This window comes from Sphingomonas sp. (genome assembly GCF_035555815.1).
GTDB lineage: Bacteria > Pseudomonadota > Alphaproteobacteria > Sphingomonadales > Sphingomonadaceae > Sphingomonas.
This window is the reverse complement of the sequence record NZ_DATMGG010000088.1, coordinates 14,788-30,418: the sequence shown is the minus strand read 5'-3', so window position 1 is coordinate 30,418 and position 15,631 is coordinate 14,788. Positions and strand designations below refer to the sequence as shown.

17 protein-coding genes are annotated in these 15,631 nt (G+C 68.2%); 7 read left to right on the top strand and 10 right to left on the bottom strand.

All coding sequences use genetic code 11. The features are described 5' to 3' along the window. Positions 1–44 precede the first annotated feature (44 nt). Both mreC and VNR91_RS05095 read right to left on the bottom strand, forming a co-directional pair. Positions 45–926, bottom strand: a complete 882-nt coding sequence (gene mreC, locus VNR91_RS05100; RefSeq protein WP_325489700.1) for a rod shape-determining protein MreC — start codon at positions 924–926, stop codon at positions 45–47. Between the two features lie 16 nt (positions 927–942). After that, positions 943–1,986, bottom strand: coding sequence for a rod shape-determining protein (locus tag VNR91_RS05095; RefSeq protein ID WP_325489699.1), 1,044 nt, complete (start codon positions 1,984–1,986; stop codon positions 943–945). 145 nt (positions 1,987–2,131) lie between these two features. On the opposite strand from VNR91_RS05095, the gene mutL reads away from it, so the two are divergent. Beyond that, positions 2,132–3,892 (top strand): DNA mismatch repair endonuclease MutL, encoded by a 1,761-nt coding sequence (gene mutL, locus VNR91_RS05090; RefSeq protein WP_325489698.1) that lies wholly within the window; start codon positions 2,132–2,134, stop codon positions 3,890–3,892. Between the two features lie 6 nt (positions 3,893–3,898). On the opposite strand, the gene VNR91_RS05085 is transcribed toward mutL, so the two are convergent. From VNR91_RS05085 to VNR91_RS05065, 5 genes are all read right to left on the bottom strand, one after another. Then, positions 3,899–5,041 (bottom strand): 2OG-Fe(II) oxygenase, encoded by a 1,143-nt coding sequence (locus tag VNR91_RS05085; protein WP_325489697.1) that lies wholly within the window; start codon positions 5,039–5,041, stop codon positions 3,899–3,901. Between the two features lie 91 nt (positions 5,042–5,132). After that, positions 5,133–5,738, bottom strand: a complete 606-nt coding sequence (rplI, locus tag VNR91_RS05080) for a 50S ribosomal protein L9 (RefSeq protein ID WP_325489696.1) — start codon at positions 5,736–5,738, stop codon at positions 5,133–5,135. A 12-nt stretch (positions 5,739–5,750) separates the two neighbouring features. Then, positions 5,751–5,975, bottom strand: coding sequence for a 30S ribosomal protein S18 (rpsR, locus tag VNR91_RS05075; RefSeq protein ID WP_250753687.1), 225 nt, complete (start codon positions 5,973–5,975; stop codon positions 5,751–5,753). After that, positions 5,975–6,397, bottom strand: a complete 423-nt coding sequence (rpsF, locus tag VNR91_RS05070; protein ID WP_325489695.1) for a 30S ribosomal protein S6 — start codon at positions 6,395–6,397, stop codon at positions 5,975–5,977. The genes rpsR and rpsF overlap by 1 nt, the downstream gene beginning before the upstream one ends. A 154-nt stretch (positions 6,398–6,551) precedes the next feature. Then, on the bottom strand, positions 6,552–6,917 hold the full coding sequence (locus VNR91_RS05065; RefSeq protein ID WP_325489694.1) for an RcnB family protein: 366 nt from the start codon (positions 6,915–6,917) through the stop codon (positions 6,552–6,554). A gap of 214 nt (positions 6,918–7,131) precedes the next feature. Between VNR91_RS05065 and fabD the strand changes: the two genes are divergently transcribed. The 6 genes from fabD to mltG all read left to right on the top strand — a co-directional run bounded on the left by fabD (position 7,132) and on the right by mltG (position 11,942). Then, on the top strand, positions 7,132–8,067 hold the full coding sequence (gene fabD, locus VNR91_RS05060; protein WP_325489693.1) for an ACP S-malonyltransferase: 936 nt from the start codon (positions 7,132–7,134) through the stop codon (positions 8,065–8,067). 39 nt (positions 8,068–8,106) lie between these two features. Beyond that, positions 8,107–8,532, top strand: coding sequence for a GxxExxY protein (locus tag VNR91_RS05055; protein WP_325489692.1), 426 nt, complete (start codon positions 8,107–8,109; stop codon positions 8,530–8,532). 4 nt (positions 8,533–8,536) lie between these two features. Beyond that, entirely contained in the window at positions 8,537–9,277 is a 741-nt protein-coding gene (gene fabG / locus VNR91_RS05050; RefSeq protein ID WP_325489691.1) for a 3-oxoacyl-[acyl-carrier-protein] reductase, read from the top strand. 79 nt (positions 9,278–9,356) lie between these two features. Beyond that, a complete protein-coding gene (locus tag VNR91_RS05045; RefSeq protein ID WP_299650314.1) occupies positions 9,357–9,593 on the top strand; it encodes an acyl carrier protein in 237 nt (78 codons plus the stop codon). A 119-nt stretch (positions 9,594–9,712) separates the two neighbouring features. Then, positions 9,713–10,972, top strand: coding sequence for a beta-ketoacyl-ACP synthase II (fabF, locus tag VNR91_RS05040; protein ID WP_325489690.1), 1,260 nt, complete (start codon positions 9,713–9,715; stop codon positions 10,970–10,972). A 4-nt stretch (positions 10,973–10,976) separates the two neighbouring features. Beyond that, on the top strand, positions 10,977–11,942 hold the full coding sequence (mltG, locus tag VNR91_RS05035; protein ID WP_325489689.1) for an endolytic transglycosylase MltG: 966 nt from the start codon (positions 10,977–10,979) through the stop codon (positions 11,940–11,942). 195 nt (positions 11,943–12,137) lie between these two features. Here mltG and eda read toward each other — a convergent pair whose 3' ends face one another. The 3 genes from eda to edd are packed head-to-tail and all read right to left on the bottom strand — an operon-like array spanning position 12,138 to position 15,543. Further along, complete coding sequence (eda, locus tag VNR91_RS05030; RefSeq protein ID WP_325489688.1) at positions 12,138–12,749, bottom strand: bifunctional 4-hydroxy-2-oxoglutarate aldolase/2-dehydro-3-deoxy-phosphogluconate aldolase; 612 nt, start codon at positions 12,747–12,749, stop codon at positions 12,138–12,140. Further along, on the bottom strand, positions 12,746–13,726 hold the full coding sequence (glk, locus tag VNR91_RS05025) for a glucokinase (RefSeq protein ID WP_325489687.1): 981 nt from the start codon (positions 13,724–13,726) through the stop codon (positions 12,746–12,748). The genes eda and glk overlap by 4 nt, the downstream gene beginning before the upstream one ends. Beyond that, positions 13,723–15,543 carry a phosphogluconate dehydratase gene (gene edd / locus VNR91_RS05020; RefSeq protein ID WP_325489686.1) on the bottom strand — a complete coding sequence of 607 codons (1,821 nt, stop codon included), beginning with the start codon at positions 15,541–15,543 and terminating at the stop codon, positions 13,723–13,725. The genes glk and edd overlap by 4 nt, the downstream gene beginning before the upstream one ends. Between the last annotated feature and the right edge of the window lie 88 nt (positions 15,544–15,631).

The following is a 15,631-nucleotide window of genomic DNA, read 5'->3' as shown; positions in this document are numbered from 1 at the left end:
GCGCGGCGGCGGCGCTGGCTGGAACGGGCCGGCGCCGGGCGGCTTCACCTGGCGGCTCCGGCGGGCGTCGGCGTGGCGGCGGGCGGCGGCGGCATGAACACGCGCTGGACCAGCGCGAAATCGAGCGAATCGGGGTTGGCGAAGCCGCGCGCCTCCGCCGCGTCGCGCGCATCGCGGGTGACGCGCGCGACCGGGATGTTGGGCGGATAGAGCCCGCCGGTTCCCGATGTGACGAAGATGTCGCCGGCGCGGAACGGGGCGTTGACCGACGCGGCCGAGCGCACCTCCAGCAGCCCGTCGCCGCGGCCGGAGACGATCGCGGGCAAGCCATCGCGGGCGCGGCGGACCGGAATGATGCTCTCTGCGTCGACGATCAGCAGCACGCGGGCGCTGTTCGGTCCGGTTTCCAGCACGCGGCCGACCAGCCCGTCGGGGCCGCGCACCGACTGGCCCGGCTCGACGCCCTGCCGCGACCCGGCGTTGAGCGTGGCATAGCGCCGCGTGCTGGTGGCGGTGGACGCGACCAGCCGCGCCGCGATCACTGGCGTCGCCTCAGCATCGCGAACGTGCAGCAGCGCGCGCAGGCGCCGGTTTTCGGCGTTGAGCGTGCGGGCGCGCATCACGATCGCGCGCTCTTCATCCAGTTGTTTGCGCAGCGCACGGATCTTGCCCGCACCGCCGAAATAATCGGTGACGCCCGACGGGATGGTCGCGGCGCGGCGCAGGCCGTTCAGTCCGGAGGCGACCGGCGTGGTCAGTTCGGCGACACCGACCCGCAGCGCCGAAAACGCGGGCGGATCGAAGCGCGACAGCAGCAACAATCCCAGCCCGATGACGAGGCCGACCCCGGCGACGACATAGCTCAGGAACAGGCCGTATTGCGCCCGCCGCGAAAATCCGGTGCGCCGGTTATGTGGCGGCGCCATGGTCCCCGGACCTCGATCAGACCTGGATGAGGACGCCGCGGAACACCGGATCCTCGAGCGCGCGGCCGGTGCCGAGCGCGACGCAGGTCAGCGGGTCCTCGGCGACCGTCACCGGCAGGCCGGTTTCGTCGCGCAGCACTTCGTCGATCCCCTGGAGCAGCGCGCCGCCGCCGGTGAGCACGATGCCCTGGTCGACGATGTCGGCGGCCAGTTCGGGCGCGGTGTTCTCCAGCGCGATGCGGACGCCCTCGACGATGGTGCCGACCGGCTCGCTCAGCGCCTCGGCGATCTGGCCCTGGTTGATCTGGATTTCCTTGGGCACGCCGTTGACCAGATCGCGGCCCTTGATGTGCAGCGTCAGGCCGACGCCGTCGGCGGGCGGCTTGGCGATGCCGACGTCCTGCTTGATGCGCTCGGCGGTGCTCTCGCCGATCAGCAGGTTGTGGTTGCGGCGGACGTAGCTGACGATCGCCTCATCCATCTTGTCGCCGCCGACGCGGACGCTGGTCGAATAGGCGAGGCCGCGCAGGCTGAGCACGGCCACTTCGGTGGTGCCGCCGCCGATGTCGACGACCATGCTGCCGATCGGTTCGGTCACCGGCATGTCGGCGCCGATCGCGGCGGCCATCGGCTCCTCGATCAGCCATACCTGGCTGGCGCCGGCGTTGGAGGCGGCGTCGCGGATCGCGCGGCGTTCGACGCTGGTCGAGCCAGACGGCACGCAGATCACGATCTGCGGCCAGCGCATCACCGACTTGCGGCCACCATGGACCTTGCGGATGAAATGCTTGATCATCTCCTCCGCCACGTCGATGTCGGCGATCACGCCGTCGCGCAGCGGACGGATCGCCTCGATCGATCCGGGGGTCTTTCCCATCATCAGCTTGGCGTCGTCGCCGACCGCGCGCACCTTCTTGATGCCGTTGATCGTCTCGATCGCGACGACGGAGGGTTCGTTGAGCACAACCCCGCGACCGCGCACATAGACCACCGTGTTGGCGGTGCCCAGGTCGATCGCCATGTCGTGGGACATGAATCTGAAGAAGCGGGAAAAGGCCATCGAAACTTCCGTGTCAGGCCGCAACGGGGGGGCCGCGCGGCGGTTCGCACTACCGAAACCCGGTTCCGCCGCAGCCAGAAAATCCGGCTCCGATTCTGGCGGATACGGGTCGCGGGATGGCGCCGCTTGGGCTAGAGCGGACCCCATGTCAATACGCCGCCTGCCCGAGCATCTCGTCAATCGAATCGCAGCCGGTGAAGTGGTCGAACGGCCAGCCAGCGCGTTGAAGGAACTGGTGGAAAACGCGGTCGACGCCGGGGCGACGCGGATCGCGGTGCGGATCACCGCCGGTGGCACCGAACTGATCGAGGTCACCGACGACGGGTGCGGGATGAGCCCGCCAGAAATGGCGCTGGCGCTGGAACGCCATGCGACGTCGAAACTGCCCGACGACATGATCGAGGCCGTCACCACGCTGGGCTTTCGTGGTGAGGCGTTGCCGTCGATCGCTAGCGTCGCGCGGATCACGCTGGAAAGCCGCGTGCGCGGGGCGGAGGGCTGGTCGCGGCTGGTCGACAACGGCGCGCTGGTGCGCGAGGGGCCGGCGGCGCTGCCGCCCGGCACGCGAGTGCGCGTGGAGGGGCTGTTCGAGAAGGTGCCGGCGCGGCGCAAGTTCCTCCGCTCCGCCCGCGCGGAATATGCCGCCTGCCTCGACGTCGTCCGGCGGCTGGCGATGGCCCGGCCCGACATCGCGTTCAGTCTGGAACATGACGGGCGCCGCAGCCTGGGCGTGCAGGGTGGGGAGAGCCGGCCCGACCGGGTCGCCGCGCTCACCGACCGCGAACTGGCCGCGAACAGCGTGACGATCGAGCTTGAGCGCGAGGGGATCGTGCTCGGCGGCGTGGCCGCGTTGCCGACGTTCAACCGCGGCGTCGCCGATCACCAGTATCTGTTCGTCAACGGCCGCCCGGTGAAGGACCGGTTGCTGGTCGGCGCGGTGCGCGGCGCCTATGCCGAGATGCTGGCGCGCGATCGTCATCCGGTGGTGGCGCTGTTCCTCGACCTGCCGACCGACGCGGTCGACGTCAACGTCCACCCGGCCAAGACCGAGGTGCGCTTCCGCGATCCTGGACTGGTGCGCGGATTGATCGTCAGCGGCCTGCGCCGCGCGCTGGACGCGGCCGGCTACCGCGTGGTGCAGCGCCCGAGTGAGGCGGCGCTGGGCGCGTGGGTGGCGGAGCCGGTCGCGCCGGTCGCGCCGGTCGCTGACCTGTGGGGCAGCGTCGCGTCCTCGCACACGGCGGTGTACGATCGCCGGCCGAGCTTCATCGCCCCGCCGCAGGCCCGCGCCGAGCCGGCCTATGCCCCGCCGCCGGAGACCGCCACCTTCCCGCTGGGCGTCGCGCGTGGTCAGGTCGCCAAGACCTATATCGTCGCCGAGGCGGAGGACGGTCTGGTGATCGTCGACCAGCACGCCGCGCACGAACGGCTGGTGCTCGAACGGATGCGCAAGGCGATCGGCGACGGCGGGGTGGCGCGGCAGGCGCTGCTGCTGCCCGAGGTGGTCGAGCTCGACGAGCCGGGCTGTGACCGGCTGGAGGCGCGCGCGGCGGAACTGGCCGAATTCGGGCTGGAGCTGGAACGGTTCGGTCCGCGCGCGATGCTGGTGCGCGCGACCCCGGCGCTGCTGGGGCAGGGCGACGTGCAGGGGCTGGTCACCGACCTTGCCGACGAACTGGCCGCCTATGACGAAGCGCTGAGCCTCAAGGAACGGCTCGATCATATCGCCGCGACGATGGCCTGCCACGGATCGGTGCGCGCCGGCCGGGTGCTGTCGGTCGCCGAGATGAACGCGCTGCTGCGCGAGATGGAGGTGACGCCGCATTCCGGCCAGTGCAACCACGGCCGCCCGACATGGGTGAAGCTGGCGCATGGCGACATCGAGAAGCTGTTCGGCCGGAAATAGCCTCCCTTACATCTGCGCCTGCTCGCCGCTCGGATTTGCGACATAGATGTTGCTGTTGTCGGCGAGGTGTGCCTGATTCGCCTCGCGGATGCGTGCGGCTTCCTCGTCGTAGAGGAACGGCAGGCAGGCGTAGCGGCGGCCGCGCGTCACCGGGGTCGCCTCATGCAGCAGCGCGCAGGAAAACACGACCGCGCCGCCTGGCGGGGCGCGGTAGGTGCGCGTGCCGAACTCGGGGAAGCGCAGGTCGCCGCCGTCATAGTCGTCGTTCAGGTTGATCGTCACCGCCAGCCGGCGATGCGCCGTGCCGCGCGTGGTGTTGTCGCGATGCGGGCCAAAGAAGCCCGCGCCGGCATCATAGGCTGACACGACGTATCGTTCGATCCGCGTCGCATTGAACTGGAGCGCGCGGCGGATCGTCGGCACCAGCCGCCGTTCGATTCGCTGGCGGATCGCGGCCTGGAGCGGCAGATCCTCGATCAGCGCGTCGCGGCGGCGCTTGAAGCTGTGGTCGGTGACCAAGGTGGTCTTGCCATCGATATCGCGCATGAAGCCCGAGTCGGACCCGCCGTCACAATCGTAATAGGCGATCAGATCGCGGCAGAGGCTCTGCTCGAACAGGTTGGGCATGGTGAGGACCGGTGCCCAATCCTGACCGACATCCCCGGCTTCCAGCGCCAACAGTTCCAACGCCGCGTCGACTTCTCCCAGACCGAATCGCCCGGCGACATGGAGCCGGCGGTCGAGCACCAGCAGGTGCGGACGATACTGGCCGTCATCGTCCGCCGTGCCGAATCGCCGGGCGATCTCCATCCCGTAATCGAGGAAGTAGCGGATGCCCGGCAACCGGCGCGCGATCCGGCCCGCGGGGGCGTCGCGCGGATCGGCGGTGACGCCGAAGAAGCGCGCGCGGACATCGTCGAACAGTGCCGCCCGCGCCAGGATGCAATCGTGCGCCGCCGCCACTTTCGGGTCGCTGGCGGTGCCCATGAAGAACAGCAGTACCGCCGCCCCGCCAGCGGAGGCAAAGCTCCATTCCTCCGCCTCGCCCAGCATCTTGCCCATGAACCACGGCGCCAGATCGCCCGCCGCCAGCATCTCGCGCGCTCTCGAGCGCGTGGAGGCGGGCGGAGCGGGTGGCGTATCGGTCATGGCGGCGTGATCCCGGTTGCTGTCGTGTGTAACGAAAAGGGCCGCTCGCGGTGCGCGAGCGGCCCTATCGAGTTGACGGAGCGGAAGAGGATCAGCCTTGATCGGCGTCGGTCTCCGCAGCCGCTTCGGGCTGGACCTCGGCGGTCGCGCCGGGCTCGGCGTTGGGATCATAGTCCTCGGTGAAGCCGGCCTCGTCCTTCTCGAACATCGCCGCCATCACGTCGACGCCCTGTGCCTGCATTTCGGCCTCTTCCGGCGAACGGGCGACGTTGACCTTGACCGTCACCGACACTTCCGGGTGCAGCGCGACCTTGACCTCGTACACGCCGATCGACTTGATCGGCTTGTCGAGCACGATCGCCGACTTCAGCACCTTGTGGCCGTCGGCGACCAGCGCCTCGACCAGATCGCGCACCGCGACCGAGCCATAGAGCTGGCCGGTGTTCGACGCCTGGCGGATCAGCGTGACGCTCGCGCCTTCAAAGGTCTTGGCTTCCTTCTCGGCCTCGCCGCGGCGATTGGCGTTGTCGGATTCGATCTTGGCGCGGTTCGCCTCGAAGACCTTCTTGTTGGCTTCGTTGGCGCGCAGCGCCTTCTTGTTGGGCAGCAGGTAGTTGCGGGCGAAGCCGTCCTTCACCTTCACCACGTCGCCGATGGCGCCGAGCTTCTCGACGCGCTCAAGCAGGATAACGTCCATTGCGTCTGCTCCTTACTTAACGATGTAGGGCAGCAGGCCCAGATGACGTGCACGCTTGATCGCCTGGGCGAGTTCGCGCTGCTTCTTGGCGCTCACCGAGGTGATGCGCGACGGGACGATCTTGCCACGCTCGGACACGAAGCCCTGGAGCAGACGGACGTCCTTGTAATCGATCCGGGGAGCATCCTTCGCGGAGAAGGGGCAGCTCTTGCGGCGACGGAAAAATGCGCGGGCCATCAGTTAGCCTCCCCACCGAAGTTGCTGTCTTCGCGGTCACGACGCGGGCGATCGCCGCCCGGACGGCCTTCACGGTCGCCACGGCGCTCACGGTCGCGCTCCTGCTTGCGCATCATCACGGTCGGGCCGGCTTCCAGCTCGTCGACGCGCACCGTCATGTAGCGGATGACGTCTTCGTTGATCTGGGTCTGGCGCTCCAGCTCGGCAATGGTGTTGCCGGGGGCGTCGATCTCGAGCATCACATAATGCGCCTTGCGGTTCTTGGCGATGCGATACGCCAGGCTGCGCAGGCCCCAGGTTTCGGTCTTGACGACCTTGCCCTTGTGATCCTCGACGATCTTGGTGGCGGCTTCCGCCAGTGCGTCCACTTGCGCCTGTGCCAGATCCTGGCGCGCAAGGAACACATGCTCGTAAAGAGCCATGTGGTCTTGTCCTAATCTTGGCCGATCGCTGACGCCGCCCCGTGCGGTCGCCCCTCCGGCTATCGTTCCGTATCAAACAGCATGAGGGCGGAGAGACTGGCCCTCCGCCCTTGCTGTGGGCCCTAAATCAACTTCAGGGCGATTTTGCAAGTTTTTAGTTGAACGCGCCGGCAACGACCGCGCCGATCAGGCCACCGGCGATCGCGACGAGCACCGCGTCATTGCCCGAGCGCACCCAGTGATAGCCGCGCGGCGGGGCGTAGAGGTGGCGACCGCGATACTGCTGCCAGTTGTTGATCTGGCTGTAGTTGCGGGCATAGCGCGAATCGAACCGCTGGCCCTTGCTCCAGTTGCGGTACTGCACCGCCGGGGCATGGCGCTGGTTGCGCTGGACGACGACGCGCTTGTTCGCCTGCTTCTTCACCATCACCTTGGGCGGATGACGCTGATCGAACGGGGCGGCCATGGCCGGAACCGACACCAGCGAAGCGGCGACCGCCGCCAGGATCATCTTTTTCATAACGTGTCTCCTCAATCACCACCCCTCGGCGGCTGAGGACAATCTGGGGGCGGACTGTCGCGGACCTGTGTCGATCCGCGTGCGAAATGGTCGCACTTTGTCGCCGCGCCGGCGGGAACGTTCATCTTCGCCTCGGCCATCGTCGCCTCGGCTTGCCTCTCGCCAGCCTCGCCCCTACCGGAATGGGATGTTCTGCGGCGACCAGGAGGGGACCATGCGCGCTTTTATCTTTCCCGGACAGGGAAGCCAGTCGGTCGGTATGGGCGCCGCGCTCGCGGCGGCCAGCCCCCATGCGCGCGAGGTGTTCCAGGAGGTCGACGACGCGCTCGGCCAGGCGCTGTCGCGGCTGATGGCGGACGGGCCGGAGGATCAGCTGATGCTGACCGAAAACGCCCAGCCGGCGATCATGGCCAACGCGATCGCGGTGCTGCGCGTGCTGGAGCGCGACGGCGGGATCAGCCTGGCCGACAAGGCGGATTATGTCGCGGGCCACTCGCTGGGTGAATATACCGCGCTGTGCGCCGCCGGGGCGCTCGACCTGGGGACGACGGCGCGGCTGCTCAAGCTGCGCGGGCGGGCGATGCAGGCGGCGGTGCCGGTGGGCGAGGGCGCGATGGCCGCGGTGCTCGGCGCCGATCGCGACAAGGCGCAGGCGATCGCTGACGCGGCGGCGCAGGGCGACGTGTGCACCGTCGCCAACGACAATGATCCGTCGCAGGTGGTGATCTCCGGCGCGCGCGCCGCGGTCGAGCGGGCGGTGCCGCTGGCCAAGGAAATGGGGGCGAAGCGCGCGCTGTTGCTGCCGGTGTCGGCGCCGTTCCACTGCCCGCTGATGCAGCCCGCCGCCGAGGCGATGGAGGCGGCGCTCGCCGAAGTCGCGATGCGCGCGCCGCTGGTGCCGGTCTACGCCAATGTCACCGCCGCGCCGGTCGCCGACCCGGTGGTGATCAAGGCGCTGCTGGTCGAGCAGGTGACGGGCATGGTGCGCTGGCGCGAATCGGTGATGGCGATGTGGGACGCGGGGGTCCACGATTTCGTCGAGCTGGGCGGCAAGGTGCTGGCCGGCATGGTCAAGCGCACCGCCCCCGACGCGACCACCACCAGCGTGGTGACGATGGACGACATCGAGGCGCTGGCGAAGGGGCTTTAGAATTTCGCGCAGAGGCGCGAAGGGCGCAGAGAGGGCGCGATGGAGGATATCGATCGTATCACAAGCGACGTGATCGAGTTGGCTATCCGGATCCATCGCGATCTTGGTCCGGGTTTGCTGGAGAGCGTCTATGAGATGGTTCTGGCGGGAAAGCTTGCCGGGCGGGGCTACCCGGTCAGCCGCCAATATCCTGTCGATATCGAGTTCGACGGCATGCGTTTTGATGCGGCGTTTCGTATCGATCTGCTTGTCGACCGGCGCCTGATCGTGGAAATCAAATCGGTCGAGCGGTTGAACGGGGCGCACGCAAAGCAATTGCTGACCTATCTGCGCCTGACAAAGCAGCCCGTAGGGCTGCTGATCAACTTTGGCGGGGAAACGCTCAAGGAGGGTGTGCGTCGGCTGGTCAACAACTACTCACACTCCGCGTCCTCTGCGCCTCTGCGCGAAATAATCAAGGAATGAGATGATGTTCGACCTGACAGGCATGACCGCGCTGGTGACCGGCGCATCGGGGGGAATTGGTTCGGCGATCGCCGAGGCGCTGGCCGGGCAGGGGGCGCGGCTGGCGGTGTCCGGGTCCAACGCGGCCAAGCTCGAGGCGTTTCGCGCCGGATTGGGCGACCATCATGTCGCGGTGCCGTGCGACCTGTCCGACGGCGCGGCGGTCGACCAGCTCGTGCCGCAGGCGGTCGAGGCGCTAGGCGGCAAGCTCGATATCCTCGTCAACAACGCCGGCGTCACCCGCGACAATCTGGCGATGCGGATGAAGGACGAGGAGTGGGACACGGTGATTCGCGTCAATCTGGAGGCCGCGTTCCGCCTCGCCCGCGCCGCCGCGCGGCCGATGATGAAGGCGCGGTTCGGCCGGATCGTCTCGATCACCTCGGTCGTCGGCGCGACCGGCAACCCCGGCCAGGCCAACTACGCCGCGTCGAAGGCGGGGCTGGTCGGCATGTCCAAGGCGCTGGCGCAGGAACTGGCCAGCCGGGGAATCACCGTCAATTGCGTCGCGCCCGGATTTATCCGGTCGGCGATGACCGACGTGCTGCCCGACGCCCAGAAGCAGGCACTGCTCACGCGAATCCCGGCCGGCGACCTGGGTTCGGGCGCTGATATCGGCGCCGCGGTGGTCTATCTTGCCAGCCGCGAGGCGGGCTATGTCACCGGCCAGACGTTGCACGTGAACGGCGGCATGGCGATGCTGTGACCCGTCCGCCCCTTGCAAGGGCTCCGGGCGCACTCTAGTTGCGTTTGGCAATTCGAAAACCCGTAAGAAGGAACAGGGCATGAGCGAGACCGCTGACCGCGTGAAGAAGATCGTCGTCGAGCACCTCGGCGTCGAAGCCGAGAAAGTGACCGAGGACGCGAGCTTCATCGACGATCTGGGCGCAGACAGCCTCGACATCGTTGAGCTGGTGATGGCGTTCGAGGAGGAATTCGGGGTCGAGATCCCGGACGACGCCGCGGAGAAGATCACGACCGTCAAGGACGCGATTTCCTACATCGACGAGCACAAGGGCTGAGGCCCGCCTCGCCCGTCCGCCACGGACGGGATCGATAGATTGCAGCGGCTCCCCGTCCCGGGCATCTCATGGGGCTGGGGGCCGTTGGCGTTTGTGAAGACAGAAATACGGAGAACAGGATGCGCCGCGTAGTCGTGACCGGCCTCGGGCTCGTCACCCCGCTGGGGGCCGATGTCGAAACCGCCTGGAAGAACATCATCGCCGCCAAATCGGGCGCCGCGACGATCACCCGCTTCGATGCGAGCGATTACGTCTGCGACTATGCATGCGAGGTGAAGCCGGCCGGCCATGAATATGGCTTCGACCCGAATCTGCGCGTCGATCACAAGGTCCAGCGCCAGGTCGATCCGTTCATCATCTATGGCATCGACGCCGCCGGGCAGGCGATCGAGGATGCCGGCCTGACCGACATGAGCGAGGAGGAGCGGTATCGCGCCGGCTGCTCGATCGGGTCGGGCATCGGCGGCCTGCCGGGCATCGAGAGCGAATCGCTGGTGCTGGAGCACAAGGGGCCGCGGCGCGTCTCCCCGCACTTCGTCCACGGCCGCCTGATCAACCTGATCTCCGGCCAGGTCAGCATCAAATACGGGCTGATGGGGCCGAATCACGCGGTCGTCACCGCCTGCTCGACCGGCGCGCATTCGATCGGCGACGCCGCGCGGATGATCGCGATGGACGATGCCGACGTCATGCTGGCGGGTGGTGCAGAGGGCGCGATCTGCCCGATCGGCATCGCCGGCTTCGCGCAGGCACGCGCACTGTCGACCGGGTTCAAGGCCGAGCCGACGCGCGGCAGCCGCCCCTATGATGTCGATCGCGATGGCTTCGTCATGGGCGAGGGCGCCGGCGTGGTCGTGCTCGAGGAATATGAGCGGGCCAAGGCGCGCGGCGCCAAGATCTATGCCGAGGTGATCGGCTATGGCCTGTCGGGCGACGCCTATCACGTCACCGCGCCGCACCCGGAGGGATCGGGCGCGTTCCGGTCGATGCAGATGGCCGTCCGCAAGTCGGGCCTGTCGCTCGACGACATCGACTATATCAACGCGCACGGCACCTCGACCCCGTTGGGCGACGAGTTGGAACTCGGTGCGGTCCGGCGGCTGTTCGGCGACGCGATCGGAGGGCTGTCGATGAGTTCGACCAAGTCGGCGATCGGCCATCTGCTGGGCGGCGCGGGGGCGGTGGAGAGCATCTTCTGCATCCTGGCGCTGCGCGATCAGGTGGTGCCGCCGACGCTCAACCTCGACAACCCTAGCGAGGGCTGTGCCGGCGTCGATCTGGTGCCGCACGTCGCGAAGAATCGGCCGGTGCGGGCGGTGCTCAACAACAGCTTCGGCTTTGGCGGCACCAACGCCTCGCTGGTGATGAAGGCGGTCTGATCGCGTGCGCAGGCTCGGCTGCGTTGGGTTGCTGGCGGGCCTGCTGGCGATATTGGCACTGTTCCTGGTCGCCCAGAGCTGGGGCGGGGCGGGGCCGGCGCCGCGCGACCTGAGCGTGCTGATCCCTGAAGGGGCGAGCCTGTCACGCGCGGCGACCGAGTTGGAGAAGGCGGGCGCGATTCCGTCGGCGCGGCGCTTCCTGATGCTTTCGAAGCTGTTCGGCGGGTCGACGCCGATCCGCGCCGGCGAGTATAGCATCCCCGCGCACCTCAGCCAGGCCGATATCCTCAAGCTGTTGCAAGGCGGCAAGACGCTGCAACGCTTTGTGATGGTGCCCGAAGGCTGGCCGGCGGTGCTGGTGCAGGAGGCGCTGATGAAGGCGCCGCAACTGACCGGCCCGGTCGGCATCCCGGCCGAGGGATCGGTGCTGCCCGACAGCTATGGCTATGATCGCGGCGGTAGCCGGCAGCAGGTGCTGGAACGGATGCAGAAGGCGATGGACGCCTATCTGGCGCAGGCCTGGGCAAAGCGGAAGCCGGGCATCGCGGTCAAGACCCCGCAGGAGGCGCTGATCCTGGCCTCGATCGTCGAGAAGGAAACGGGCAAGCCCGCCGAACGCCGGCTGGTGGCGGCGGTCTATTCGAACCGGCTGAAACGCGGGATGCCGCTTCAGGCCGATCCGACGACGATCTATCCGATCACCAAGGGCAGGCCGCTGGGCCGGCGCATCCTGCGGTCGGAGTTGGATGCGAAGAACGGCTATAACACCTATGCGATGAACGGGCTGCCGGTCGGTCCGATCGCCAATCCCGGCCGGGCGAGTATCGACGCGGTGCTCGATCCGGCGCAGTCCAACGCGCTGTATTTCGTCGCGGACGGCACCGGGGGACATGTGTTCGCCGACACGCTGGACCAGCACAACGCCAACGTCGTTAAGTGGCGCGCCTACCGGGCGGCGAAGGGAATCTGAACCCCCCGGATCATCATTTCGCAGCGAGGGGGATGTCGACCTTCACCGCATGGGTGGGAATCGGAACGATCAGGGTAGCCGCGCCCGCGAGCAAACCAAGCCCACCCCACAGAAAACGCCGCGCGCGTAAATCGGCGGCTGATCGTGCCAGGCAAAAGATGCCCGTGAAGAGCAGCGCCCAAAGCGAAAAGGGAATCATCGCGCCAGCGCGCTCGCTTCGCGGGCCAGCGCCTCGACCGTGGCCATGTCCGCACCCTTGGGCGTCACCCAGCTTCCGCCGACACACCGTACCGGGGCGAACGCCAACCACTCAGCCGCGCTGGCGGGGGTGATGCCCCCGGTCGGGCAGAATTGCGCCTCATGGAACGGTGCCGCGAGCGCCGTCAATGCCTTCAACCCGCCCGAAGTCTCCGCCGGGAAGAATTTGAAGTGGCGCAGGCCGAGGTCGTAGCCGCGCATGATGTCGCCGGCGGTGGCGACGCCGGGCAGGAAGGGGACGCCGCTGTCGACGATCGGGCGGCCCAATGTCTCGGTCAGGCCGGGCGAGACGATGAACTCCGCGCCCGCGTCCATCACCGCGTCGAACTGCGCGGTCGAGACCACCGTGCCCGCCCCGACGATCGCGCCCGGCACCTGCTTCATTTCGCGGATCGCGTCGAGCGCGGCGGGGGTGCGCAGCGTCACCTCCAGCACGCGCAGCCCGCCGCGCACCAGCGCCTCGGCCAGCGGGGCGGCGGTGGCGGCATCGTCGATCACCAGCACCGGAATCACCGGGCCGGTCCGCATGATCGCTTCGATATCGCTCATTGGTGCAGTCCCTCGATCTTTTGCGCATAGGCGGCGGCGGCGCCGAACAGGCCCGGCTGGGGGTGGGTGATCAGCTTGACCGGAATCGATTCCATCAGCGAGCGGAATCGCCCCTTGGCGACGAATCGCTCGCCGAAGCCCGATGTCAGCAGCCGGTTCCTGAGCCGCAGGCCAAGCCCGCCGGCGATCACCACGCCCTTTGGCCCGTGTGCGAGCGCGAGGTCGCCTGCGATAGCGCCCAGGCTGAGGCAGAATCGGTCGAGCGCGGCGGTCGCCAGGCTGTCCGTTCCCTCCAGCGCCAGTGTCCACAGCGATTTGTCGTCGTGGCGGGCGACCGGGCGCCCCTCGATCTCCGCCAGCGTTTCGTAGATGGCAACGATGCCGGGGCCGGCGGCGATCCGTTCGTTGGAGACGCGGGTGTAGGTGGCGCGCAGCCGCTTGACGATCGCATCCTCGATCCCGTCGAGCGGGGCGAAATCGAGGTGGCCGCCCTCGGTCTCGATCACATGATAGCGATCGGCGGTGCGAAACACCTGCGCGACGCCCAGGCCGGTGCCGGGGCCGCAGACGGTGATCGATCCGCGTGGCGGCAGCGGCGCGTCCGGCCCGCACAGGTGGATGAACTGGTCGTCCTCGACCTGCGCCACGGCATGGCCGACCGCGCCGAAATCATTGATCAGGACGTAATCGTCGACGTCGAGCCGCTCGGAGATCAGCGCGGGGCGAATGATCCACGGATTGTTGGTCAGCTTGATGAGATCGCCACCGACCGGCGAGGCGACGGCGATCGCGGCGGCGCGGGGCAGGGGCTTGCCGTGATCGCGCGCGAACCGCTGCCACGCGGTTTGCAGGCTGGCATGCTCCGCGGTCTTGAGCGTTTCGGGTTCGCCCAGCCGCATGACGCGGCCGCCCTCGACCTCGGCGATCGCGAAGCGCGCATGGGTGCCGCCGATATCGACCGCGACGACCGAGGTCACGCGCCCATCTCCGCCAGCATCGCGGACGCGCCTTGCTCCGCCGTCGAGACGCCGCGCCGCATGATCGCGAACAGTTCGCGCCCGGTGCCCAGCGGCGCGGGCGGCGCCTCGGCCGGCGCGCGCGCGGCCCATTCGGCGGCATCGACCAGCGCGTCGAGCGTACCCGCTTCGGCATCGAGCCGGACGATATCGCCATCGCGCAGCCGGGCGATCGCGCCGCCGCCCAGTGCCTCTGGCGACAGGTGGATTGCGGCGGGCACCTTCCCGCTCGCCCCCGACATGCGGCCGTCGGTGACCAGCGCGACGCGGAAACCGCGATTCTGGAGCACGCCCAGCGGCGGCGTCAGCTTGTGCAGTTCGGGCATCCCGTTCGCCTGCGGTCCCTGGAAGCGGACGACGACGACGACGTCGCGGTCGAGCTCGCCGGCGCGAAAGGCGTCCTGCACCGCCGCCTGATCCGAAAACACCCGCGCCGGCGCCTCGATCACCCAGCGATCGCGCTCGACCGCCGATACCTTGATGCACGCGCGGCCCAAATTGCCTGCCAGGATGCGGAAGCCGCCCTCGGGCTGGAACGGGTCGGTGACCGGGCGGTTAACGCTGGCGTCGGGGCTCGCTTCGGGCAGGTTGGCCCAGGTCAACACATCATTGTCGATGACAGGTTTGCGGCCGTAGTCGCTGAAATCGCCCGAAACACTCAGAATATCGCCGTGCATCAATCCGCCGCGCAGGCATTCGCGGATGATCCACGGCGGGCCGCCGGCATCCTCAAAGGCGTTCACGTCGGCCGATCCGTTGGGATAGACTCGCGCCAGCAGCGGCACCACGCGCGACAGCCGGTCGAAATCCTCCCAGTCGATGATGATTCCGGCGCTGCGGGCGATCGCGGGCAGGTGGATCAGGTGGTTGGTCGATCCGCCGGTCGCCAGCAGCGCCACCGCCGCGTTGACGATCGCACGTTCATCGACGCAGGCGCCGAGCGGTCGGTAATCGTCGCCGTCCCAGCCGATTTCCGCGACCCGCTGGATCGCGGCACGGTTCAATTCCTGGCGCAATTTGGTGCCGGGGTTGGCGAAGGCGGCGCCGGGGATGTGCAGCCCCATCGCTTCCACCATCATCTGGTTGGAATTGGCGGTGCCGTAGAAGGTGCAGGTGCCCTTTGAATGATAGGCGGCGATTTCCGCGTCGAGCAGCTCGTCGCGGCTGGCCTTGCCCTCGGCAAAGCGTTCGCGCACCGCCGCCTTGTCCTTGTTGGGCAGCCCCGACCGCATCGGGCCGCCGGGGATCAGCACCATCGGCAGGTGGCCGAACCGCAGCGCGCCCATCAGCAGGCCGGGCACGATCTTGTCGCAGATGCCGAGCAGCGCCGCGCCCTCGAACAGGCCGTGGCTGAGCGCGATCGCGGTCGACAGTGCGATGGTGTCGCGGCTGAACAGTGACAGTTCCATGCCGGCGTAGCCCTGGGTCACGCCGTCGCACATCGCCGGCACCCCGCCCGCGACCTGTGCGGTCACACCGGCCTCCCGCGCCCAGATCTTCAGCTGTTCGGGGTAACGATAATAGGTCGCATGGGCCGACAACATATCGTTGTAAGCCGTTACGATCCCGATGTTCATGCAGCCGCCGGCCTTCATCGTCTCGCGCTGTTCGTCGGTGCCGGCATAGCCGTGCGCGAGGTTGGCGCAGCCCAGCGTAGGCCGGTCGCCGCCGGCGGCACGCTGGCCCGCCATCAGCCCGAGGTAGGCGGCGCGGCCGGCACGCGACCGGTCGATGATGCGGTCGGTGACGGCGGCGACTTCGGGGTGGAGGTGAACCATCGGCCTAGTGTCCTGCTCCGTTCCGGTTGTGCCTTCGTGTGCGCCTGCGGGTTTCGCCTTATCGAAGCCTTTTACTCGCTTCCGAAGA

Bases quoted from the DNA above. Each gene is read 5' to 3' on its own strand.
- edd (WP_325489686.1), bottom strand. From the start codon at position 15,543: ATGGTTCACCTCCACCCCGAAGTCGCCGCCGTCACCGACCGCATCATC.
- mreC (WP_325489700.1), bottom strand. From the start codon at position 926: ATGGCGCCGCCACATAACCGGCGCACCGGATTTTCGCGGCGGGCGCAA.
- eda (WP_325489688.1), bottom strand. From the start codon at position 12,749: ATGAGCGATATCGAAGCGATCATGCGGACCGGCCCGGTGATTCCGGTG.
- mutL (WP_325489698.1), top strand. From the start codon at position 2,132: ATGTCAATACGCCGCCTGCCCGAGCATCTCGTCAATCGAATCGCAGCC.
- rpsR (WP_250753687.1), bottom strand. From the start codon at position 5,975: ATGGCCCGCGCATTTTTCCGTCGCCGCAAGAGCTGCCCCTTCTCCGCG.
- fabG (WP_325489691.1), top strand. From the start codon at position 8,537: ATGTTCGACCTGACAGGCATGACCGCGCTGGTGACCGGCGCATCGGGG.
- VNR91_RS05045 (WP_299650314.1), top strand. From the start codon at position 9,357: ATGAGCGAGACCGCTGACCGCGTGAAGAAGATCGTCGTCGAGCACCTC.
- VNR91_RS05065 (WP_325489694.1), bottom strand. From the start codon at position 6,917: ATGAAAAAGATGATCCTGGCGGCGGTCGCCGCTTCGCTGGTGTCGGTT.
- rplI (WP_325489696.1), bottom strand. From the start codon at position 5,738: ATGGACGTTATCCTGCTTGAGCGCGTCGAGAAGCTCGGCGCCATCGGC.
- rpsF (WP_325489695.1), bottom strand. From the start codon at position 6,397: ATGGCTCTTTACGAGCATGTGTTCCTTGCGCGCCAGGATCTGGCACAG.
- fabD (WP_325489693.1), top strand. From the start codon at position 7,132: ATGCGCGCTTTTATCTTTCCCGGACAGGGAAGCCAGTCGGTCGGTATG.
- fabF (WP_325489690.1), top strand. From the start codon at position 9,713: ATGCGCCGCGTAGTCGTGACCGGCCTCGGGCTCGTCACCCCGCTGGGG.
- VNR91_RS05085 (WP_325489697.1), bottom strand. From the start codon at position 5,041: ATGACCGATACGCCACCCGCTCCGCCCGCCTCCACGCGCTCGAGAGCG.
- VNR91_RS05055 (WP_325489692.1), top strand. From the start codon at position 8,107: ATGGAGGATATCGATCGTATCACAAGCGACGTGATCGAGTTGGCTATC.
- VNR91_RS05095 (WP_325489699.1), bottom strand. From the start codon at position 1,986: ATGGCCTTTTCCCGCTTCTTCAGATTCATGTCCCACGACATGGCGATC.